Source organism: Aurantimonas sp. A2-1-M11 (assembly GCF_036549475.1).
GTDB lineage: Bacteria > Pseudomonadota > Alphaproteobacteria > Rhizobiales > Rhizobiaceae > Aurantimonas.
In genome coordinates, this window is the sequence record NZ_JAZHLI010000014.1 from 60,761 (window position 1) to 81,868 (window position 21,108).

Annotated in this window: 19 protein-coding genes; 15 read left to right on the plus strand and 4 right to left on the minus strand. The window is 67.2% G+C overall.

Features of this window, described 5'->3' with window-relative positions:
* Positions 1–96: 96 nt before the first annotated feature.
* Positions 97–1,656 carry an ATP-binding protein gene (locus VQ042_RS08925; RefSeq protein WP_331818314.1) on the plus strand — a complete coding sequence of 520 codons (1,560 nt, stop codon included), beginning with the start codon at positions 97–99 and terminating at the stop codon, positions 1,654–1,656.
* A 22-nt stretch (positions 1,657–1,678) separates the two neighbouring features.
* Here VQ042_RS08925 and VQ042_RS08930 read toward each other — a convergent pair whose 3' ends face one another.
* Positions 1,679–2,260: a DUF2585 family protein gene (locus VQ042_RS08930; RefSeq protein ID WP_331818316.1), complete on the minus strand. Its 582-nt coding sequence runs from the start codon at positions 2,258–2,260 to the stop codon at positions 1,679–1,681.
* A gap of 218 nt (positions 2,261–2,478) precedes the next feature.
* Between VQ042_RS08930 and VQ042_RS08935 the strand changes: the two genes are divergently transcribed.
* The 4 genes from VQ042_RS08935 to VQ042_RS08950 are packed head-to-tail and all read left to right on the plus strand — an operon-like array spanning position 2,479 to position 7,455.
* A complete protein-coding gene (locus VQ042_RS08935) occupies positions 2,479–3,771 on the plus strand; it encodes a glycosyltransferase (RefSeq protein ID WP_331818318.1) in 1,293 nt (430 codons plus the stop codon).
* Positions 3,768–4,952, plus strand: a complete 1,185-nt coding sequence (crtY, locus tag VQ042_RS08940) for a lycopene beta-cyclase CrtY (RefSeq protein ID WP_331818320.1) — start codon at positions 3,768–3,770, stop codon at positions 4,950–4,952. The genes VQ042_RS08935 and crtY overlap by 4 nt, the downstream gene beginning before the upstream one ends.
* Complete coding sequence (locus VQ042_RS08945; RefSeq protein WP_331818322.1) at positions 4,949–6,463, plus strand: phytoene desaturase; 1,515 nt, start codon at positions 4,949–4,951, stop codon at positions 6,461–6,463. The genes crtY and VQ042_RS08945 overlap by 4 nt, the downstream gene beginning before the upstream one ends.
* Before the next feature lie 2 nt (positions 6,464–6,465).
* A complete protein-coding gene (locus tag VQ042_RS08950; RefSeq protein ID WP_331818324.1) occupies positions 6,466–7,455 on the plus strand; it encodes a phytoene/squalene synthase family protein in 990 nt (329 codons plus the stop codon).
* A gap of 59 nt (positions 7,456–7,514) precedes the next feature.
* On the opposite strand, the gene VQ042_RS08955 is transcribed toward VQ042_RS08950, so the two are convergent.
* The gene (locus VQ042_RS08955; RefSeq protein WP_331818326.1) at positions 7,515–8,045 is read right to left on the minus strand and encodes a sterol desaturase family protein; all 531 of its coding nucleotides are present in this window, start codon (positions 8,043–8,045) and stop codon (positions 7,515–7,517) included.
* Between the two features lie 91 nt (positions 8,046–8,136).
* Entirely contained in the window at positions 8,137–9,096 is a 960-nt protein-coding gene (locus VQ042_RS08960; protein ID WP_331818328.1) for a polyprenyl synthetase family protein, read from the minus strand.
* 148 nt (positions 9,097–9,244) lie between these two features.
* Here VQ042_RS08960 and fni point away from each other — a divergent pair, with 148 nt between their 5' ends.
* Complete coding sequence (fni, locus tag VQ042_RS08965) at positions 9,245–10,309, plus strand: type 2 isopentenyl-diphosphate Delta-isomerase (protein WP_331818330.1); 1,065 nt, start codon at positions 9,245–9,247, stop codon at positions 10,307–10,309.
* Positions 10,310–10,319: 10 nt separating this feature from the next.
* Here the strand turns inward: fni and VQ042_RS08970 are convergent, their stop codons facing one another.
* Positions 10,320–11,312 (minus strand): LysR family transcriptional regulator, encoded by a 993-nt coding sequence (locus VQ042_RS08970; RefSeq protein WP_331818332.1) that lies wholly within the window; start codon positions 11,310–11,312, stop codon positions 10,320–10,322.
* Between the two features lie 129 nt (positions 11,313–11,441).
* Between VQ042_RS08970 and VQ042_RS08975 the strand changes: the two genes are divergently transcribed.
* The 9 genes from VQ042_RS08975 (at position 11,442) to VQ042_RS09015 (ending at position 21,078) form a co-directional block, all read left to right on the plus strand.
* Positions 11,442–12,479, plus strand: a complete 1,038-nt coding sequence (locus VQ042_RS08975) for a class 1 fructose-bisphosphatase (protein WP_331818334.1) — start codon at positions 11,442–11,444, stop codon at positions 12,477–12,479.
* Between the two features lie 53 nt (positions 12,480–12,532).
* Positions 12,533–13,408 (plus strand): phosphoribulokinase, encoded by an 876-nt coding sequence (locus tag VQ042_RS08980; protein ID WP_331818336.1) that lies wholly within the window; start codon positions 12,533–12,535, stop codon positions 13,406–13,408.
* Positions 13,409–13,434: 26 nt separating this feature from the next.
* Positions 13,435–15,441 (plus strand): transketolase, encoded by a 2,007-nt coding sequence (tkt, locus tag VQ042_RS08985; protein WP_331818338.1) that lies wholly within the window; start codon positions 13,435–13,437, stop codon positions 15,439–15,441.
* Between the two features lie 108 nt (positions 15,442–15,549).
* Complete coding sequence (fba, locus tag VQ042_RS08990; protein WP_331818340.1) at positions 15,550–16,632, plus strand: class II fructose-bisphosphate aldolase; 1,083 nt, start codon at positions 15,550–15,552, stop codon at positions 16,630–16,632.
* A 162-nt stretch (positions 16,633–16,794) separates the two neighbouring features.
* Entirely contained in the window at positions 16,795–18,255 is a 1,461-nt protein-coding gene (locus VQ042_RS08995) for a form I ribulose bisphosphate carboxylase large subunit (protein WP_331818342.1), read from the plus strand.
* Positions 18,256–18,370: 115 nt separating this feature from the next.
* On the plus strand, positions 18,371–18,793 hold the full coding sequence (locus VQ042_RS09000) for a ribulose bisphosphate carboxylase small subunit (RefSeq protein ID WP_331818344.1): 423 nt from the start codon (positions 18,371–18,373) through the stop codon (positions 18,791–18,793).
* Between the two features lie 192 nt (positions 18,794–18,985).
* Complete coding sequence (gene cbbX, locus VQ042_RS09005; protein WP_331818346.1) at positions 18,986–19,927, plus strand: CbbX protein; 942 nt, start codon at positions 18,986–18,988, stop codon at positions 19,925–19,927.
* Between the two features lie 18 nt (positions 19,928–19,945).
* Complete coding sequence (gene rpe, locus VQ042_RS09010) at positions 19,946–20,629, plus strand: ribulose-phosphate 3-epimerase (protein WP_331818348.1); 684 nt, start codon at positions 19,946–19,948, stop codon at positions 20,627–20,629.
* Between the two features lie 146 nt (positions 20,630–20,775).
* Positions 20,776–21,078 carry a hypothetical protein gene (locus VQ042_RS09015; protein ID WP_331818350.1) on the plus strand — a complete coding sequence of 101 codons (303 nt, stop codon included), beginning with the start codon at positions 20,776–20,778 and terminating at the stop codon, positions 21,076–21,078.
* Positions 21,079–21,108 lie beyond the last annotated feature (30 nt).

Genomic DNA, 21,108 nt, shown 5'->3' on the forward strand with positions numbered 1-21,108 from the left:
CGCGCGTGATAGGTTCGCCTCTCGTCCCCCGACGACCGGACCGCGCCGTCATGGCGGGCGGTCGCTCACGACATCGCCAGCACCGAAAGGCCTGCAATGACCGTTGCCGTCGATCTCGGCACGACCCAAACCGGCGAACCGGCGGAGCTCGACCTCGAGGAGCTGCTGTCGACGCGCCTGCTCGTCCAGGGCAATTCCGGTTCCGGCAAGTCGCATCTTCTGCGCCGCCTCCTGGAGCGCAGCGCGGACTGGGTGCAGCAGGCGGTGATCGACCCGGAAGGCGACTTCGTCTCCCTGGCCGAGCGCTATGGCCATGTCGTCGTCGATGCCAATCGCACCCCGGCGGAGCTGACGCGGATCGCGCGGCGCATCCGTGAGCATCGCGCCTCGGTGGTCCTCGATCTGGAAGGGCTCGATGCCGAGGTGCAGATGATGTGTTCGGCTGCCTTCCTGAACGGGCTGTTCGATGCCGACCGCGCGCACTGGTATCCGATGCTGATCGCCGTCGACGAGGCGCATCTCTTCGCCCCCGCCATGTCGGGCGAGCATTCCGAGGAAGCCCGGCGCGCCTCGCTGGGCGCCATGACCAATCTGATGTGCCGCGGCCGCAAGCGCGGCCTGGCCGGCGTCATCGCCACCCAGCGCCTGGCCAAGCTGGCCAAGAACGTCGCCGCCGAGGCCTCTAACTTCCTGATGGGGCGGACCTTTCTCGACATCGACATGCAGCGTGCCGCCGATCTCCTCGGCATGGACCGCCGCGCCGCCGAGCGTTTCCGCGACCTGGAGACCGGCAATTTCGTCGCGCTCGGGCCTGCCCTGTCGCGGCGGCCGATGCCGATCCGCATCGGGCCGGTGGAAACGGCGGGCCGCAGCGGGCGGCCGTCGCTGATGCCGCTGCCGGAAACGCCGCGCGAGGCGATGGAGGACCTGATCTTCACCGCCACCGAGGAGGACAAGGTCGCTGAACGCCGCGCCATGGAGCGGCCGCAGCCCCATGCGGCATCGCGGATCGAGGGCACTGCGGCTGCCATCGCCACGCGCGAGCTGCTGGAGCGCGTCGCCGCTGCCCCGTCGGTGTCGGAGCGCCACGAGCCGGTGGACGACGATCCACGCTCGCCGGAAGATCGCGCCGCCGCAGTCGACGCGATCTTCGCCGAGATGCTGCAGGACCCCGATGCCGCCTTCCGGCCGGTGCCGGTGCTCTATCAGGACTTCCTGACCCATTGCCGGCTGAAGCGTCTTCGCGGCGCCGAGACCGACATGGCGGCCTTTCGCCGTCGTCTGTCGCTGGCCCGCGCCGGGGTTTCCAGCGAGACCGACGACGAGGAATGGCAGGGTGTGGTCGATCGCGCCGGCGAACTGCCCGAGGAGATGCAGGGCGTCTTCATGATGCTGGCGCGCGCGGCGCGCGAGGAAGCCGAATGTCCCGGGGACGAAGCACTCGCCCACGCCTATGGCAGCCATTCGCCGTCGCGCGGGCGGTTTCTCCTGTCCTTCATGGCCGAGCGCGGCCTGATCACGGCGGAGGCCGATTTCCGCGGCAACCGCGTCGTCGGCATCACCGGCACGGACTGGCGGACCAGGCTGCCGCAGGTCAAGCTGGATGCGGCCGACGAGGCGCGCGCGCGGCGGGCTGCACGGCTGTCACGCGGCTGACCGGCACCCGTTCCGGCCCCGGCTAGAGCGGCACGCCGAGAAGTCGCAGGGTCCCGATCACAAAGCCGTCGTCGATCGCCAGGCTGATGGCGACCTCGAAGGCGATTGCGAGGAGTACGCTCGCCCAGACCGGCAGGCTGGTGGCCGCCAGGAAGCCTGCGACGACGAAGATCGTGTCACCGGCCGCATTGAGGATGGAATCGCCGCGATAGTCGGGCGCATCAGGCGATACGGCGAAGAGGGCGATCAGGAAGGGCGTGTTCTCCATCGCTTCCCACATCGCGCTGGAGGCGATCGCGATGACCAGCTTCGCACCGATCGACCAATGCGGCTTCATCCATGTGATGAAGCCGAACAGCGCCATGCCGAAGACGACGTGAAGCCCGGAATACCAGTCGGAGAATTGCTGGCTGTTCTCCTCCGGCGACAGGTCGCCCTGCCAGAATTCGATGTTGCCGCACGGACAGACGAGCGGGCGACCCAGGGCCGTCAGCCACGCAACCATGGCCAGGACGATCAGGAGGATGGCTACGATCTGCCCGGCCGTGGTCGCCATGAAGCCGGCGCCCGGCTGCCGGGGCGCCGAAAGGCCCGTGTCGCTCAAGGCCGGCCCGCCGGGTGGCCAGGATGGCGTGCGCGGTTGTCGCGGTCCGTCGTGGCGGCGTTGGCGTCTGGGACCGGAAGTGGCATGGATGGCATGGGGCTGAAACGTGGTAGCAGGCGGGGCGGGCGATCTTGCAGGCCCGGCGATCTGCCGGACTGGGAGACAAGGTGCCGCAATTCTGTCGACAATCAAGCAGAACCGCACGCGATTCCGCGCCGATGGCTCACTTCGCGCTGATCTGCCCACCTTACTACAGCCATCTGCAAGTCTTCGCCGTCCTCGGCGCGGAACTGGTCCGGCGCGGACACCGGGTCACCTTCGTCGTCAACGCCGGCGCAGGCACGCTCCTTGCTGCGAAGACTTCTGCGGGAATCGCTATCCGTGAGGCGGGCGAGGGCGGCCCGGACCGGCTTGCCGCGATCATCGCCCGGGCGGCGCGGCCGAACGGTCCGCTCGGCATCCTGCGTACGGTCTCCGATGCCGCCGGCCTGACCGACGAACTCTGCCGTATCGCCCCCGACATCCTGCGCGAGATCGGCGCGACCGCCATCGTCGGCGACCAGATGGAGCCGGCCGCCGGCCTCGTCGCCGACCATCTCGGCCTGCCCTTCGTTTCGGTGGCCGCCGCCCTGCCGGTGCATGCCGATCCGACCGTCCCGCTGCCCTTCCTGGGGTGGCCATACGATCCCAGCGACAAGGGGCTGAAGCGCAATCGCGGCGGCGAATGCGTCGCCAACCTGCTGATGACCTCGCAGCGGCGAAATATCGCCGGCTGGGCGGCGCGCTTCGGCCTTGCCCAGCGCGCCACGCTGGCCGACTGCCTGTCGCCCCGCGCCCAGATCTCGCAACTCGTTCCGGGATTCGACTTTCCGCGCGCGGCAGACCCGCATCGGCATGCCGTCGGGCCGATCCGCCCGCCTGACGACGGCCCGCCCAGCCTGCCGGCCGGTCTCGACGATCGGCTCGATCCGGACCGACCGCTGGTCTTCGCCTCGCTCGGCACGCTGCAGGGTCACCGCGCAGGGATATTCCGCGCGGTCGCCGGTGCCTGCCGCGATCTGGGTGCACAATGCGTCGTTGCCCATTGCGGCCGGCTGGACGGACGGCAGGCCGCGCGCATCGACGCCGATATCGTCACCGATTTCCTGCCCCAGCGGGCCATGCTCTCCCGCGCCGCGATCTGCGTCACCCATGCCGGCATGAACACGGTGCTGGATTGCCTGGAGGCAGGAGTGCCGATGCTCGCCGTTCCGATCGCCTTCGACCAGCCCGGTATCGCCGCGCGGATCGTGCACCATGGCGTCGGCGAGCGCCTGCCCCGCGTCCTTCTGTCCCGCGCCCGGATTCGCAATTCGCTTGAGCGGCTGCTGACAACGCCTAGTTTCCGCGAGGCAGCGCAACGCATCGGCCGGGACATCCGGGAATCGTCCGGGACGATGCGCGCGACGGACATCATCGAGGATGTGATCTGCGGCACGCGTGCCGGGCTCGTTGGGGAAAGCAGCATATGAACGGCGTGCAACGGCACGACAGGCTGATCGACGTGGCATTCGTCGGCGGGGGCCTCGCCAACGGCCTCGCCGCCTATCGGCTGGCCCGGTCGCGGCCAGAGCTGTCGATCCGGATTTTCGAGGCGGGCGACACCGTCGGCGGCAACCATACCTGGTCGTTCCACGCCGGCGACCTGAGCGCGGGCGAACATGAGTGGCTGGCGCCCTTCGTGGCGTGGGGCTGGGACGCATACGACGTGCGGTTTCCCCATCGACAGCGACAGATCCCCACCGGCTATCGCAGCGTTTCGTCCGACCGGTTCCGCGACGTGATCGAGGCGGAACTCGGCGAGCGGATCGAGACCGGCGCGCCGGTCCACACGCTGACGCCGACGACGATCACGCTGGAGGACGGGCGGGAGATTTCGGCCGGCTGCGTCATCGATGGCCGCGGCCATGCGCCGAGCCCGCATCTGACGCTCGGCTTCCAGAAATTCCTCGGCCAGGAGATCGAGCTCGCCGCGCCGCACGGGCTGTCGCGGCCGATCATCATGGATGCGACGGTGACGCAGGCCGACGGCTATCGCTTCGTCTACGTCCTGCCGCTGACGGCGACCCGGCTGCTGATCGAGGACACCTACTACGCCGATGGCCCGGCGCTGGCCGAGGACCGGCTGCGATCCTCGATCGCGGATTATCTCGCCCACCATGGCTGGGAAGCGAAGGCGATCATTCGCGAGGAACGCGGCGTGCTGCCGATCGCGCTGGACGGCGACATCGAGGCCTTCTGGGCGGGCAAGGGCGAAGTGCCGTCGACCGGGCTCGCGGCGGCACTGTTCCATCCGACCACCGGCTATTCGCTGCCCGACGCCGTGCGCCTGGCCGATCGCCTGGCCGGGCTGCCCGAGCTGTCGGCTGCTGGGGTCTTTGCCGCGACGCGCGCGCATTCGGTGGCGGCATGGCGCGAGCGCGGCTTCTTCCGCATGCTCAACCGCCTCCTGTTCTTCGCGGGGGTCCCGTCGCAGCGCTACGAGATCCTGCAGCATTTCCATCGCCTGCCCGACGGACTGATCGCCCGCTTCTACGCGGCAAAGCTGTCCCGGCTGGACAAGCTGCGCATCGTGACGGGACGGCCACCAGTGCCTTTCGGTAACGCACTCAAGGTGCTGGCAAGGCACCGACTGACAGGGGAACTGGCATGACCGGCACGTCCAACGGCTCAAGGGCGGGCGCCCGCACGGCCATCGTCATCGGCTCCGGTTTCGGCGGCCTGGCGCTGGCGATCCGTCTGCAGGCCTCCGGCATCCAGACGACGCTGCTGGAGAAGCGCGACAAGCCGGGCGGGCGCGCCTATGTCTACGAGGATCAGGGCTTCGTCTTCGACGCCGGCCCGACGGTGATCACCGATCCGTCGGCGCTGGATGAGTTGTTCGCTGCCGCCGGCCGGACCATGTCGGACTATGTCGAGCTTCTACCGGTCAAGCCGTTCTACCGCCTGTGCTGGGAAGACGGCTACAGCTTCGACTACGCCAACGATCAGGACGAGCTCGATCGGCAGATCCGGGCGAAGAGCCCGGCCGACGTCGAGGGCTACCGGCGCTTCCTCGCCTATTCGCGGGAGGTGTTCCACGAGGGCTACGAGAAGCTCGGCACGGTGCCGTTCCTGAATTTCCGCGACATGGTCAAGGCCGGCCCGCAGCTCGCGCGGCTGCAGGCCTGGCGCAGCGTCTATTCCAAGGTCGCGCAGTATATCCAGGACGAGCAGCTGCGGCAGGCCTTCTCCTTCCATTCGCTTCTCGTCGGCGGCAATCCCTTTGCCACCTCCTCGATCTATGCGCTCATCCATGCACTGGAGCGCGAATGGGGCGTGTGGTTTCCGCGCGGCGGTACCGGCGCGCTGGTCCGCGGCCTGGTCAAACTGTTCGAGGATATCGGCGGCCGGTTCGAGGTGTCGGCCGAGGCCGCACGCATCGAGGTGGACGGCGACAGGGCGAAGGCCGTCGTGCTGAAGGATGGACGCCGCTTCGAGGCCGACCGGATCGCCTCCAACGCCGACGTCGTCCACACCTACGGCACGCTCATGGCCGGCACGCGCCGCGGCGAGAAGGAGGCCAAGCGCCTGCGGTCGCGGCGCTTTTCCATGTCGCTCTTCGTCATCTATTTCGGCCTGCGCCGCCACCGGCCGGAGCTCCAGCATCACACGGTCTGCTTCGGACCGCGCTACCGGCCGCTGATCGACGAGATCTTCAAGGGCGGGGAACTGCCTGGCGACTTCTCGCTCTATCTGCACAGCCCCTGCGCCACCGATCCATCGCTGGCCCCGGACGGCGCGGGCAGCTATTATGTCCTCGCTCCGGTTCCGCATCTGGGCAATTCCGACATCGACTGGGAGGTCGAGGGACCGAAATACCGGGACCGGATTCTCGACTATCTAGAAGCGCGTTACATTCCCGATCTGAAGGCCGACCTCGTGACCAGCCGCATCTTCACGCCGTTCGATTTCCGCGACGAGCTCAACGCCCATGTGGGCTCGGCCTTCTCGCTGGATCCGGTGCTGACCCAGAGCGCCTGGTTCCGGCCACACAACCGCGATGCCGACATTCCCAATCTCTATTTCGTCGGGGCGGGCACCCATCCGGGCGCCGGCGTTCCGGGAGTCGTCGGCTCGGCCAAGGCGACGGCCGGCCTGATGATCGCCGATTCGAGCGCCTGAGAATGTCGGTTTCCCCACCGATCGCCTTGCCCCTCGACCCGGCGGCCCGCGCCGACCTCGCGGCCATGGCCGAGGACACGATTGCCAAGGGCTCGAAGAGCTTTGCGGCCGCGGCGAAGCTGTTCGATGCCGAGACCCGGCGCAGCGCCATGATGCTCTACGCCTGGTGCCGTCACTGCGACGACACCATCGACGGGCAGGTGATGGGCTTTGCCCGGCGGCCGCTGGCCACGCCGGCCTCGGGCGAGAAACGGCTGGCGCTGCTGGAGGCCGAGACGCTGGCGGCGCTGCGCGGCGAGCCGACCTCGCATCCGAGCTTTCGCGCGGTCGCCGACGTCGCGGCCCGTCACGGCCTGCCGCAGGAATTGCTGCTTCAGCACCTGCAGGGCTACCGGATGGACGTGGAAGAGCGGCACTATGCGACCGTCTCCGACACGCTGGCCTATTGCTACCATGTCGCCGGCTGTGTCGGCGTGATGATGAGCATGGTGATGGGGGCCGACGAGGAGACGACGCTCGACCGCGCCAGCGATCTGGGTATCGCCTTCCAGCTCACCAATATCGCGCGCGACATCGTCGAGGATGCCCGCGCCGGCCGCGTCTATCTGCCGGCCGAATGGCTGGCCGACGCCGATCTCAGGCCGGGCGATCTGGCCGATCCGCGGCAGCGGCCGGTGGTTTCGCTGGTCGCCAACCGGCTGATCGATCTGGCCGAACCCTATTACGCCTCGGCCTTCTTCGGACTTCGCGCTCTGCCGCCGCGTTCGGCCTGGGCCGTGGCGACGGCGCATGGGGTCTATCGGGAGATCGGCATGCAGGTGAAGGCGCTCGGTGCGGACGCCTGGGATGCGCGGGTGTCGACCGGGCGCCGGCAGAAGCTCGGCCATGTGGCACGCGGCGCGGCCAAGGCAGCGCTGGCGCGGCGGGGCGGCCTGCCGGCGCGCTCCGATGCGCTCTGGACCCGGCCGCGGGCCACAGCCTCGACCGACTGATCGTCCGGAGTGCCGTGCGTCCTGCAGGACGCTCCAGACCTGTACCGAGCCGTCAGCCGTCAGCCGTGGGCCGTGCCGGCGTCGCGATCCTTGCCGCGGCCGCGTTCGGCGGCGACGGTTCCCTTGCCGCGGAGCTGGGTCTTCAACTGGTCGACCGGCGGGGCATAGAGGAAGCCGAAGGACACGCAGCCATCCTTGCCCTGCACCGCATGGTGCAGCCGGTGGGCCTGGACGAGCCGCTTGGCATAACCCTTGTGCGGGATGTGGCGGAACGGCCAGCGCTGGTGCACCAGCCCGTCATGGACGATGAAGTAGAACAGCCCGTAGAGCGTGATGCCCGTCGCGATGGCGGTGACCACCGGGTAGCCAAAGCCGCCCACGACGAACAGCGCGATCGCCACCACCGCGAAGACCACGGCGTAGAGGTCGTTCTTCTCGAACAGACCCTCACGGGGCTCGTGATGGGACTCGTGCCATCCCCAGCCCCAGCCATGCATGATGTATTTGTGCGCCGCCCAGGCGAAGATTTCCATGCCCAGGAAAACCACGAAAGCGATCGCCGCCAGTACCGGCCAGTCGTCGAGTTGCATAGGGTCTGGTCCTTTCGCCTCGGCCCCTTCGGGCCTCAAGATCTAGGTCGTGCAAAAGACGCCGCGCGGCAAGTCGGAACGCCGCGGCGTTCTAGCGCACGCCGGCTTCCTGTTCGCGCAGCTGCGTCGCGGCCTGTTCCGACGCATCTGCGCCGCTACGGCCCGGCAGGGCGACGATGGCGTCGGTCAGCCGGTGCAGGCGGCTGGAGGCGCCGAACACCGCAGTCAATTCCCCATGGGCCGCCTCGACATGCCGCTCGATGCGATGCTCCACGGACGGGCGGCCCAGCATCGACACGATCGTCGACTTGCCGGCGTCCTTGTTGACGTCCTTGCCGATCATTCCGGGATTCTGTCCGCCGTCGAGGAGATCGTCGAGCAGCTGGAAGGCATGGCCGAGTTCGGTGGCAAATCCGCGCAGATGCGCGCGGGTCGTCTCGCCGGCGCCCGCGACGATGGCGCCGATCTCGACTGCGGCCAGGAAAAGCGCGCCCGTCTTGCGGCCGTTGGTGGCGGCGATCTCATGCAGCGGGCGCGCATCGCGACCGCCGCGCAGGTCGGCGAACTGGCCGCCGACGAGGCCTTCCACGCCGACGGCGCGGGTGAGCACCGTCACCGCCTCGAGCCTGGCTGCGGGCGACAGCCCCTCCACCCTGGCGAGCATCTCATAGGAGCCGGAGAGGATGGCGATGGCCGACAGGACGGCGACGTCCTCGCCGTGGGTGACATGCGTCGCCGGCCGACCACGGCGCATGGCGGCATCGTCCATGCAGGGCAGATCGTCGAGAATCAGCGAGGAGGCGTGGACCATCTCCACCGCGCAGCCGGCGTCGATGGCCACGTCGACATCGCCGCCGAGGTCGCCTGCGGCGAGCGCGGTCATCAGCGGTCGCAGGCGCTTGCCCGGGGCGAGGACGCTTTGGCGGATCGCCGCGTCGAGCCCGGTCTGGCCGGGCAGGGCTCGGGGGACCAGGAATTCCAGCCGCGCCTCGATCCTGTCGATCATGGCCGAAGCCTCGTTCCTGGAGCCGTCGATGTCATTGAACGTCATGCCGGGATGATCGCCTTCGATTCTGGCATTGTGTCACGGGTCATTGGCTACACGTAACCTAGCAACTGATGCTAACACGATCAGCGGCAAACGCGACGACCGGGGTTCGGCCGGTTTCGCAATCTGCGACGATAGGACATAGGGTCAATTGGGCATACCCAGAGACATTCCGGCGGCCGGCGACATCGCCGCACGCAAGAGCGATCATCTCGACATCGTGCTGCATCCCACGCTCGCGGCCCGGCGGGCCGACAGCGGCTTTGCGCAGATCGTCTTCGAACATGTCGCGCTGCCCGAGATTTCGCTCGCCGACATCGACCTGTCCACGCAGTTCCTCGGCCGAAGGCTCGCGGCACCGCTGCTGATCTCCTCCATGACCGGCGGACCGGAGCGGGCCGCGCGGATCAACCGGAATCTCGCCGAAGCGGCGCAGGCCCTCGGCATCGCCCTTGCGGTCGGATCGCAGCGCATCGCCATCGAGGGCCGCGCGTCGGGCGGGCTCGACCGGCAGTTGCGCGACGCGGCGCCGGACATTCCGATCCTCGCCAATGTAGGCGCCGCGCAGCTCGTGCTCGGCTACGGCCTCGCCGAGGTCCGCCGGGCCGTCGACATGATCGACGCCGACGCGCTGATCGTCCATCTGAACCCGCTCCAGGAAGCGGTGCAGTCGGGCGGCGACACGGACTGGCGCGGCGTCCTGGCGGCGATCGGCGAACTGGCGCAGACGCTGACGATCGTGGTCAAGGAGGTCGGGGCGGGCATCTCTGCAAGCGTCGCGCGGCGGCTTGTCGATGCGGGCGTCCATGCCATCGACGTTGCCGGCGCGGGCGGCACCAGCTGGGCGGCCGTCGAGGCCGAACGGTCGCCGGACGCAGCCCGGCGCGCCACGGCGCTGGCCTTTGCCGACTGGGGCATTTCCACCGCGCGGGCGATCGTCGACGTGCGGGCCGCCTGTCCCGACACCATCGTCATCGGATCGGGCGGCGTGCGCGACGGGCTGGATGCGGCCAAGGCCATCCGCCTGGGCGCCGATCTCGCGGGCCAGGCCGCCGCCTCGCTCGGCAGCGCCGACGAATCGCCGGAAGCTGCCGTGGCGCATTTCCGGCAGGTGATCGCGCAGCTGCGGATCGCCTGCTTCTGCACCGGCTCGGCGGATCTGGCCGCGCTGCGGCGCGCCGCGCTGGTCCAGCCGCCTGCCGCAGGTTTCTTCTGAGCGCTGGGATTCAGGCAGGGGAGGGCGTCGTTCCGGCCACGCCCGCTGCCGACCGCGCCCCCGCCTCGACCGCGTCGGCGGGATAGAGGCGATCGAGCAGCGGCAGATGGCTCGCGCCACGCTGCACCAGGAAATCCTTGAAGGCGATGTCGGCCGGCGCCGGGATGCGCTCCTTGCGGCTGACGGCGAACCATTGCCGGCGGATCGGCATGTGCGACACGTCGAGGATCGCCAGCCGCCCGGTCTCGACCTCGAAGGCGACGGTGTGGGCGGAGATGAAGGCGATCCCCAGCCCGGCCATCACAGCCTGCTTGATGGTCTCGTTGGAGCCCATCTCGGCCGTGCGCGTCTCCAGCGCGTCCGGATAGTCGGCAAAAAAGATCTCCAGCGAGGACCGCGTGCCGGAGCCGGGCTCGCGGATGATGATGGTCTCCTGCAGCAGCCGCTCGCGGGAAATCTCGCGCGCCCCGGCCAGGGGATGGCCCGGCGGCGCGATCATCACCAGCGGATGGTCGCCGAACACCGTCGCCTCCACGGGAAATCCGACCGGCGGGCGACCCATCAGCGCGATGTCCAGGCGATAGGAACGCAGCTCCTCCACGATCACCAGCCGGTTGCCGACGATCAGCCGGATCTCGATGTCGGGAAATTCCTGACGGAAGGCGGCAATCAGGCGCGGCGCGAAATATTTCGCCGTGGAGACCACACCGAGCCGGATCGTGCCGGACCGTACGCCCTTGATCGCCTGGATCTCGTCGGCGAGCGCCCGCAAGGTGGTCTCGATGGCGTTGGCGGCGCCGAGGACGGCGGAACCGGCGGCGGTGAGGCGCATGCCGTCATGGGTGCGGTCGAACAGGGCCAGCCCGACATCGTCCTCCAGCTGCTTGACCTGCAGGGTGACGGCCGGCGGCGTCAGACCAAGCTGGCGCGCGGCGGCGGCGATGGTACGGTGCTCGTTGATCGCCTGGATCGAGCGGAGCTGGCGCAGTGTCAGGGTTCGCATGGCTCACTGTAGGAAAACTTACTGCTGTCGTAAAGATAATGAATTTTACTTATGCGCTCGCGAAATCCAACATCCACCCATAGACGAGTGGACGGAGCCGAAGAGCTCGACGCCACTCAGGAGGAATGCATGTCATCGTCTCTCGACGCACATCTGGGATCCGAATGCGGGTCCGATCCGATCGGCCGGGAGGTGGCCGAGACCATTCGCCAGCTGTGCGCGGCCTCGGTCAAGCTTCGCAACACGATCGTCGGGGGCGGCGTCGAGGCCAGGTCCGGCGGCGGCGATACCAATGCCGGCGGTGACGTGCAGAAGCCCCTCGACATTCTCGCCGACCAGATGTTCCTCGACGCCGCCAAGGCCTCGGCCGTCGCCGTCTACGGCTCGGAAGAGCAGGACGCCGCGGTGGTGCTCGATCCGGCTGCGTCGCTGGCGCTGGCGATCGACCCGCTGGACGGCTCGTCCAACATCGATACCAACGTCTCCATCGGCACGATCTTCTCGCTGCTGCCGGTCGGCGACGAGCACAGGGCCGATCCCACGAGCGCGCTGCTGCAGCCGGGCAGCCGGCAGGTGGCCGCCGGCTTCTTCATCTACGGGCCGCAGCTCCTTCTGGTCCTGTCGGTCGGCAAGGGAACCCGGGTCTTCCTGTTCTCGCCGAGCTTCGGCGGCTTCGTCGAGCATATCGGCTCGGTGGCGATTCCCGAGGAGACCAGCGAGTTCGCCACCAACGCCGCGAATTATCGCCATTGGGACCCGCAGATCCGCAGCTACATCGACGATTGCCTGGCCGGCGAGGAAGGTCCGCGCGAGCGCAATTTCAACATGCGCTGGATCGCCTCCATGGTGGCGGACTGCTACCGCATCTTCGTGCGCGGCGGCATCTTCCTGTATCTGGGCGATGGCCGGAAAGGCTACACCGAGGGCCGCCTGCGCCTGGTGTACGAGGCCAATCCGGTTGCCTTCTGCGTCGAGCAGGCCGGCGGCGCCGCCACCGACGGGTCGAACCGCATTCTCGACATCGTGCCGGCCGACCTGCATGCCCGCACGCCGTTGGTGTTCGGCTCGAAACGGGAGGTGGAGCGCGTCGGACGATACGTCGCCGATCCGTCGGCACTCAGCGACCGCTCGCCGCTGTTCGGCAAGCGCAGCCTGTTCAGGACTTAAGAGACCGCAGTCGCCCGGCGCGAGGGAGCGTGCCGGGCAGGGGAGGAAACCGCATGTCGACCAAGCACCCGATCATCGCGATCACCGGCTCGTCAGGGGCCGGCACGACATCGGTCAAGAACATCTTCGACCAGATCTTCCGCCGCGAGCATGTCAACGCGGCCTTCATCGAGGGCGACGCGTTCCACCGCTACGATCGCCAGGCGATGAAGGACAAGATGGCCGAGGAGGAGCGGACCGGAAACCGCAACTTCTCCCATTTCAGCCCCGAGGCCAACATCCTGGAGACGCTGCAGGAGGTGTTCTCGGAATTCGGCCGCAAGGGACGCGGACAGACCCGGCACTACATCCACGACGATGCCGAGGCCAAGATCTACGGCAGCGCGCCCGGCACCTTCTCCGAGTGGAGCACGCTCGGGGAGAATTCCGACCTGCTGTTCTACGAAGGCCTGCATGGCTGCGTGAAGACCGAAACCGTCGATCTGGCGCCGCTCGCCGACCTGAAGATCGGCGTCGTGCCGGTCATCAATCTGGAGTGGATCCAGAAGATCCACCGGGACAAGGCCAGTCGGGGCTATTCGACGGATGCCGTGATGGACGTCATCCTGCGCCGCATGCCGGACTACGTGAAATACATCTGCCCGCAATTCGCGCGGACGGATATCAACTTTCAACGGGTGCCAATCGTCGATACATCCGACCCGTTCATTGCCCGCTGGATCCCGACAGCCGACGAGTCGATGATCGTGATCCGCTTTGCCAACCCGAGGGGGATCGATTTCCCCTATCTGCTGTCGATGATACACGGCAGCTTCATGTCTCGCGCAAATTCCATCGTGGCACCGGGCAACAAGCTCGACATCGCCATGCAGCTGATATTGACCCCGTTGATACTGCAACTGATGGAAAAAAAGCGCCGCGCTTCGTAGCGCGATCAATTCGGAAGGAAGATTTCATGTCCCAGACCGCCGCCCAGCCCGCGCCCGAAACGACCGACCTCAAGCCACGCGACATGGCCAACGCCATCCGGGCGCTTTCGATGGACGCTGTCCAGAAGGCCAATTCCGGCCATCCCGGCATGCCGATGGGCATGGCCGACGTCGCGACGGTGCTGTTCAAGTCGTTCCTGCGAGTCGATCCCTCGCGGCCCGAATGGCCCAATCGCGACCGCTTCATCCTGTCGAACGGTCACGGCTCGATGCTGCAATACTCGATCATGCATCTCCTCGGCTTTCCGGAAATGACGATCGAGGAAGTCGAGAACTTCCGCAAATTCGGCAGCCGCACCGCGGGCCATCCCGAATACGGCCATGCCGCCGGCATCGAGGCGACCACCGGCCCGCTCGGCCAGGGCATGACCATGGCGGTCGGCATGGCACTCGCCGAGCGGATGCTGAACCAGCGTTTCGGCGACGACCTCGTCGACCACTATACCTATGCGATTGTTGGCGACGGCTGCCTGATGGAGGGCATCAGCCACGAGGCGATCGATCTCGCCGGTCATCTGAAGCTCAACAAGCTCATCCTGCTCTGGGACGACAACAACATCACCATCGACGGTGACACCAAGCTGTCGACCTCCACCGACCAGAAGCAGCGCTTCCTAGCCAGTGGGTGGAACGTCTACGAGGTCGACGGCCACGATCCGGAAGCGCTGGAGACGGTGATCGCCGCCGCCCGCCAGAGCGACAAGCCGGCCTTCGTCGCCTGCAAGACCATCATCGGCTATGGCGCCCCGAACCTGCAGGGCACCGACAAGGTGCATGGCAACGCGCTCGGCGCCGACGAGGTCGCCGCGGCTCGCAAGCACATGGTCTGGACGTCCGAGCCCTTCGTCATTCCGGAGCCGATCACCAGGGCCTGGCATGCCGTGGCGGCCGAGGGCCGCAAGGCCCGCGAGGCCTGGGAGAAGGCCCGCGACGCTTCCCCGAAGAAGGCCGAGTTCGAGAAGCAGTATGCGACCACCTTGCCGGACAACCTCGCGATGCTGATGGCCGAGGCCCGCGCCAAGGTCGTCACCGACCAGCCGGCTGTCGCGACCCGCAAGGCGTCCGAGATGGCGCTTGAGGTGATCAACGGCGCTACCGAGGTGACGATCGGCGGATCGGCCGACCTGACGCCTTCGAATAACACCAAGACCAAGGGGCTGAAGGACATCACGCCCGGCGACTATTCCGGCCGCTACATCCATTACGGCGTCCGCGAGCACGGCATGGCGGCGGTGATGAACGGCATGGCGCTGCATGGCGGCTTCATCCCGTATGGCGGCACCTTCATGTGCTTCACCGACTATGCCCGCGGCGCGATCCGCCTGTCGGCGCTGATGGAAACCCGCGTCGTCTACGTCATGACCCACGATTCGATCGGCCTCGGCGAGGACGGCCCGACGCACCAGCCGGTCGAGCACCTGGCGATGCTGCGGGCGACACCGAACCTCCTCCTGTTCCGTCCGGCCGATGCGGTCGAGACCAACGAGGCCTGGGAGATCGCGCTGACCGAGAAGAAGCATCCGTCCGTGCTGGCGCTGTCGCGCCAGGGCGTGCCGACGGTGCGGACCGGCGACACCACCGAGAACCGGTCCCGCAAGGGCGCCTACGTCCTCAAGGAAGCGGACAGTACGCGCGACGTGACGATCCTGTCGACCGGCACGGAAGTCTCGATCGCCATGGACGCCGCCCGGCAGCTCGAGACCGAAGGCAAGAAGGTCGCCGTCGTCTCGATGCCCTGCTGGGAGCTGTTCGAGACGCAGGACGAGGCTTATCGGCAAAGCGTCCTCGGCACCGCGCCGCGGATCGCCATCGAGGCGGCCGTGCGGCTCGGCTGGGATCGCTGGATCGGCGAGAAGGGCCGATTCATCGGCATGACCGGCTTCGGCGCCTCGGCGCCCGCGCCGGAGCTGTACAGGCATTTCGGCATCACCGCGGACGCTGTCGTCGCCGCTGCCAAGGAACTGACTGCGTAACGTCTAGTCCATCGAATCTGCGCGGCGGCCATCCGGCCGCTTCGCAACCCCAGGCAAGGCGCGGGAGGCGTTGCGCCGCGGGGAAAACCATCGAACGGGAAAGCGAATATGGCCAAGATCACCCTGCGACAGCTTCTCGATCACGCCGCGGAGAACGGCTACGGCGTGCCGGCGTTCAACATCAACAACATGGAACAGGGCCTTGCGATCATGGAGGCGGCCGCCAAGAGTGACGCGCCGGTCATCATGCAGGCCTCGCGGGGCGCGCGGTCGTACGCCCGGGACATCATGCTGGAAAAGATGATGGAGGCGCTGGTGGAGATGTTTCCGCAGATCCCGGTCTGCATCCATCAGGACCATGGCAATGACGAGCAGACCTGCCTGACGGCCATCCGCCACGGCTTTACCTCGGTGATGATGGACGGCTCGCTCGAGGCCGACATGAAGACGCCGGCCTCCTACGACTACAACGTCGCGATCACCGAGCGGGTGACCCGCATGGCCCACTGGGTCGGCGCCTCGGTGGAGGGCGAACTCGGCGTGCTCGGCTCGCTGGAAAGCGGCGAGGGCGAAAAGGAGGACGGCCACGGCTTCGAGGGCAAGCTCTCGGAAGACCAGCTGCTGACCGATCCGGACCAGGCGGTGGACTTCGTGCGCCGCACCCATGTGGACGCCCTGGCGATCGCCATGGGTACCTCCCACGGCGCCTACAAGTTCACCCGCAAGCCCGATGGCGACATCCTCGCCATGAGCGTCATCGAGGAGATCCATGCCAAGCTGCCGAACACGCATCTCGTCATGCACGGCTCGTCTTCGGTTCCCGAGGAGCTGCAGGCGATCATCAACAAGTATGGCGGGAAGATGCGCGAGACCTATGGCGTGCCGGTGGACGAGATCGTCCGCGGCATCCGGCATGGGGTTCGCAAGGTCAATATCGACACCGACTGCCGGATGGCGATGACCGGCCAGTTCCGCAAGGTGGCCATGGAGAAGCCGGAAGAGTTCGATCCGCGCAAGTTCATGGTTCCGGCGATGGAGGCCCTGATGACCCTCTGCCTCGACCGCTACGAGCGCTTCGGCTGTGCCGGCCAGGCCTCCCGAATCCGCGTCCTGTCGCTTGACGACATGGCCGCCCGCTACGCCAGCGGCGAACTCGACCCGCGCATCGAAGCGCACGCCGCCGCCGCCTAGCGCAAGACGAACCCGGCCGATCGTTCGATCGGCCGGCCGGCGGACCGAAACTGACAGCCTAGCCTGAATGGGCGGCGCGAACCCCCCTCGCGCCGAACGGAGACGCTTGTCCGGAATCTGCCGGAAACGGGGACGCAACCGGGATCAACGAAGGAGGACGCAATGAATCAGGTTTCTCAGACCATCAAGGGCAAGGACCGCTACAAGTCCGGCGTCATGGAATACCGCAAGATGGGCTATTGGGAGCCCGATTACGAGCCGAAGGACACCGACATCATCGCCTGTTTCCGGATCACGCCGCAGGATGGCGTCGATCCGATCGAGGCGGCGGCGGCGGTGGCCGGCGAATCCTCGACCGCCACCTGGACCGTGGTCTGGACCGACCGGCTGACGGCGGCCGAGAAGTACCGGGCCAAGGCCTACCGGGTCGACCCGGTGCCCAACACGGACGACCAGTATTTCGCCTATATCGCCTACGATCTCGACCTGTTCGAGAACGGCTCGATCGCCAACCTGACGGCCTCGATCATCGGCAACGTTTTCGGCTTCAAGCCGCTCAAGGGCCTGCGGCTCGAGGACATGCGGCTGCCGACCGCCTATGTGAAGACGTTCCAGGGGCCGGCGACGGGCATCGTCGTGGAGCGCGAACGCCTCGACAAGTTCGGCCGGCCGCTGCTCGGCGCCACCGTGAAGCCCAAGCTGGGGCTCTCCGGCCGCAATTACGGTCGCGTCGTCTACGAGGCGCTGAAGGGCGGGCTCGACTTCACCAAGGACGACGAGAACATCAACTCGCAGCCCTTTATGGATTGGCGCGAGCGCTTTCTCTACTGCATGGAGGCGGTGAACAAGGCGCAGGCTGCCACCGGCGAGATCAAGGGCACCTATCTCAACGTCACCGCCGCGACCATGGAGGACATGTACGAGCGCGCCGAGTTCGCCAAGGACCTGGGCTCGACCATCGTCATGATCGACCTCGTCATCGGCTGGACCGCGATGCAGTCCATGGCCAAATGGGCGCGGCGCAACAACATGATCCTGCACCTGCACCGCGCCGGCCATTCGACCTATACGCGCCAGAAGACCCACGGCGTGTCGTTCCGGGTCATCGCCAAATGGGCGCGGCTTGCCGGCGTCGACCACATCCATGCCGGCACGGTCGTCGGCAAGCTGGAAGGCGATCCGGCGACGACCAAGGGCTATTACGACATCTGCCGCGACGAGTTCACCCACCAGAAGCTCGAAAACGGCATCTTCTTCGACCAACCCTGGGCCTCGCTCAACAAGATGATGCCGGTGGCCTCCGGCGGCATCCATGCCGGCCAGATGCACCAGCTGCTCGACCTCCTGGGCGAGGACACCGTCCTGCAGTTCGGCGGCGGCACGATCGGCCATCCCATGGGCATCGCCGCTGGTGCGACGGCCAACCGGGTGGCGCTGGAATGCATGGTGCTGGCCCGCAACGAGGGCCGGGACATCGTCAATGAGGGACCGGAGATCCTGCAGCAGGCGGCACGGAGCTGCACGCCGCTGCAGCAGGCGCTCGAGACGTGGAAGGACGTGACCTTCAACTACACCTCGACCGATTCCCCCGACTACGCGGTGACGGCGACGGCTTCGGCCTGAACTGATGCCGCGAATGGACGGGGCGAGCCTCCCACGCCCCGTCCTCCCGTTCCACCAACCGGCCGACCCAACCCGCGAGGCACCGCGCGCCGAAACCCGAAGAGGAAGATTTGCGATGCGTATCACCCAAGGGGCATTCTCGTTCCTGCCCGATCTCACCGACGAGCAGATCACCGCGCAGATCCAGTATTGCCTGGACAATGGCTGGGCGGTGAATCTGGAACACACGGACGACCCGCATCCGCGCAACACCTATTGGGAGATGTGGGGACACCCGATGTTCGATATCGCCGACGCGGCCGGGGTGATGATGGAGTTCGCCGAGTGCCGCAAGGTCTATGGCGACCGCTACATCCGCATGTCGGCCTTCGATTCCACCCATGGATGGGAGTCGGTGAAGCTGTCCTTCATCGTCAATCGCCCGGCCCATGAGCCCGGCTTCCGGCTACGGCGCTCGGAAACCGAGGGCCGGACCATCCGCTACACGACGGAATCCTACGCCACCGACAAGCCGGAAGGCGAGCGCTACGCGGACTAGATGCCATTCCTCTCCCCGTCGGGGAGAGGGTGGATACGAGCGTGAGCGAGCAGACGGGTGAGGGCCTGCAGGCAACAAAGGAGACCCCTCATCCGGCCGCCTCTTCGCGCCGGCCACGTTTTCTCCAAGGGGAGAAGAATGGCGCTCGCGCCTAGAGAGGGTTCACCTCGCGTTGATCAGAGGAGCAAGACAGTGGACGCAGACCCGACGGCAGACGCCACCCAGAGCGAAGAGACGCCCACCGCCATCGACCTGCGGCAGGAATATCGCGATGCCGGCGTGGCGGACGTGCTGGACGAACTCGACCGCGAACTGGTGGGCCTGGCGCCGGTCAAGAAGCGCATCCGGGAGACGGCGGCGCTGCTCCTGGTCGAGCGGGCCCGCAAGCGCCTGGGCCTCGCCCACGACACGCCGACGCTGCACATGAGCTTCACCGGCAATCCCGGCACCGGCAAGACCACGGTGGCCATGAAGATGGCGAACCTCCTCCATCGCCTTGGCTATATCCGCAAGGGCCATCTGGTCTCGGTGACCCGCGACGACCTGGTCGGCCAGTATATCGGCCATACCGCGCCGAAGACCCGCGACATCCTGAAGAAGGCGATGGGCGGCGTGCTGTTCATCGACGAGGCCTATTATCTCTATCGTCCGGAGAACGAGCGCGACTACGGGCAGGAGGCGATCGAGATCCTGCTGCAGGTGATGGAGAACCAGCGCGACGATCTGGTCGTGATCCTGGCCGGCTATGCCGACCGGATGGACAAGTTCTTCGAGTCCAATCCGGGCTTCCGGTCGCGCATCGCCCACCACATCGACTTTCCCGACTACTCCGACTCCGAATTGCTGCAGATCTCGATGGGCATGCTGGAGCGCCAGAACTATCACCTGGCCGACGAGGCTAGGTCTGTCCTCGCCCGCTACATCGAGCGGCGGCGGACGCAGCCGCATTTCGCCAATGCCCGCTCGATCCGCAACGCCCTCGACCGGGCGCGGCTGCGCCAGGCCAACCGGCTGTTCGAACAGGACGGCGGGCCCTTGAACGCGGAGGCGCTTTCGCGCATCGAAGCGTCGGACATCGCCGCCAGCCGCGTGTTTGCCGGCGCCAACCCGGAGCTGGCCTCGGCGCCGGACTGAACAGGCAGGAGACCCAGAATGGCCAAGCCCGTCATCATCGCCCCGTCGATCCTCTCGGCCGATTTCGCGCGCCTCGGCGAGGAGGTCGCGGCCGTCGACCAGGCCGGGGCCGACTGGATCCATCTCGACGTGATGGACGGGCATTTCGTGCCGAACATCACCTTCGGCCCGCCGGTCATCAAGGCAGTGCGCGGCGCCTCGCGGAAGATCTTCGACTGCCACCTGATGATCGAGCCCTGCGATGCGTATCTGGAGGCCTTCGCCGAGGCGGGCTGCGACATTATCACGGTCCATGCCGAGGCGACGCGGCATCTCGACCGCTCGCTCCAGGCGATCCGCAATCTCGGCAAGAAGGCCGGCGTCTCGCTCAATCCCTCCACGCCGGAGGACGTGATCGCCTATGTGCTCGACCGCCTCGACCTGGTGCTGCTGATGACCGTCAATCCGGGCTTCGGTGGCCAGGCCTTCATTCCGTCGGTGGTGGAGAAGGTCCGGCGGGTCAAGGCGATGATCGGCGACCGGGACATCCACATCGAGATCGACGGCGGCGTGACGCCGGATACCGCCCCGCTGGTGGTGGAGGCCGGCGCGGACGTGCTCGTCGCCGGATCGGCGGTGTTCAAGGGCGGCACGCCCGAGGCCTATCGCGCCAACATCACGGCCATCCGCGAGGCCGGGACACGGGCGCTGGCCGCCGCCTGACGAACTTCGGAGCCATGGCCGCCAAGGCCCGTTTGCAACTTCGGTCGTCCTTAGCCGTCGAGGAAATCTGGCTGGGCCGCCGGCGGAACCGGCAGGAAAATTCTCTCGTTCCTCCTCCGTCAACTTTTCCGACGGAGGAGGGAGAGATGCCTGTTCAGACGCTGGATTCCCGGGCAAGGCGCGCACGGCACTGGGCTCGGGACGTCGATGTGACCGAAATCCTGCAGGTCGACATTGCCAGCCGCGAGATCACGGTGCGCGACGCAGCCGGGCCGCGCACCATCCCGGTCCGCGAAGGCTTCTTCATGCGCGCGATTCCGCGGCCGGGCGACTGCCTGATCACCTATGCCGACGGTCACATGTCCCATGCGCGCACATGGCCGAAAGCGATCGCCAACTCCAACGCCGCGCCGTCTTCGACGCAGACCGGGCACGCCGCCAGCGTCTGACCTTGCGGTCAGGCGGTCCCGCCGGAGACG

Excerpts from the sequence above, each read along its gene's own strand:
- VQ042_RS08925 (WP_331818314.1), top strand. The coding sequence starts at position 97 with ATGACCGTTGCCGTCGATCTCGGCACGACCCAAACCGGCGAACCGGCG.
- VQ042_RS08935 (WP_331818318.1), top strand. The coding sequence starts at position 2,479 with ATGGCTCACTTCGCGCTGATCTGCCCACCTTACTACAGCCATCTGCAA.
- crtY (WP_331818320.1), top strand. The coding sequence starts at position 3,768 with ATGAACGGCGTGCAACGGCACGACAGGCTGATCGACGTGGCATTCGTC.
- VQ042_RS08945 (WP_331818322.1), top strand. The coding sequence starts at position 4,949 with ATGACCGGCACGTCCAACGGCTCAAGGGCGGGCGCCCGCACGGCCATC.
- VQ042_RS08950 (WP_331818324.1), top strand. The coding sequence starts at position 6,466 with ATGTCGGTTTCCCCACCGATCGCCTTGCCCCTCGACCCGGCGGCCCGC.
- VQ042_RS08955 (WP_331818326.1), bottom strand. The coding sequence starts at position 8,045 with ATGCAACTCGACGACTGGCCGGTACTGGCGGCGATCGCTTTCGTGGTT.
- VQ042_RS08960 (WP_331818328.1), bottom strand. The coding sequence starts at position 9,096 with ATGACGTTCAATGACATCGACGGCTCCAGGAACGAGGCTTCGGCCATG.
- VQ042_RS08970 (WP_331818332.1), bottom strand. The coding sequence starts at position 11,312 with ATGCGAACCCTGACACTGCGCCAGCTCCGCTCGATCCAGGCGATCAAC.
- VQ042_RS08975 (WP_331818334.1), top strand. The coding sequence starts at position 11,442 with ATGTCATCGTCTCTCGACGCACATCTGGGATCCGAATGCGGGTCCGAT.
- VQ042_RS08980 (WP_331818336.1), top strand. The coding sequence starts at position 12,533 with ATGTCGACCAAGCACCCGATCATCGCGATCACCGGCTCGTCAGGGGCC.
- tkt (WP_331818338.1), top strand. The coding sequence starts at position 13,435 with ATGTCCCAGACCGCCGCCCAGCCCGCGCCCGAAACGACCGACCTCAAG.
- fba (WP_331818340.1), top strand. The coding sequence starts at position 15,550 with ATGGCCAAGATCACCCTGCGACAGCTTCTCGATCACGCCGCGGAGAAC.
- VQ042_RS08995 (WP_331818342.1), top strand. The coding sequence starts at position 16,795 with ATGAATCAGGTTTCTCAGACCATCAAGGGCAAGGACCGCTACAAGTCC.
- VQ042_RS09000 (WP_331818344.1), top strand. The coding sequence starts at position 18,371 with ATGCGTATCACCCAAGGGGCATTCTCGTTCCTGCCCGATCTCACCGAC.
- rpe (WP_331818348.1), top strand. The coding sequence starts at position 19,946 with ATGGCCAAGCCCGTCATCATCGCCCCGTCGATCCTCTCGGCCGATTTC.
- VQ042_RS09015 (WP_331818350.1), top strand. The coding sequence starts at position 20,776 with ATGCCTGTTCAGACGCTGGATTCCCGGGCAAGGCGCGCACGGCACTGG.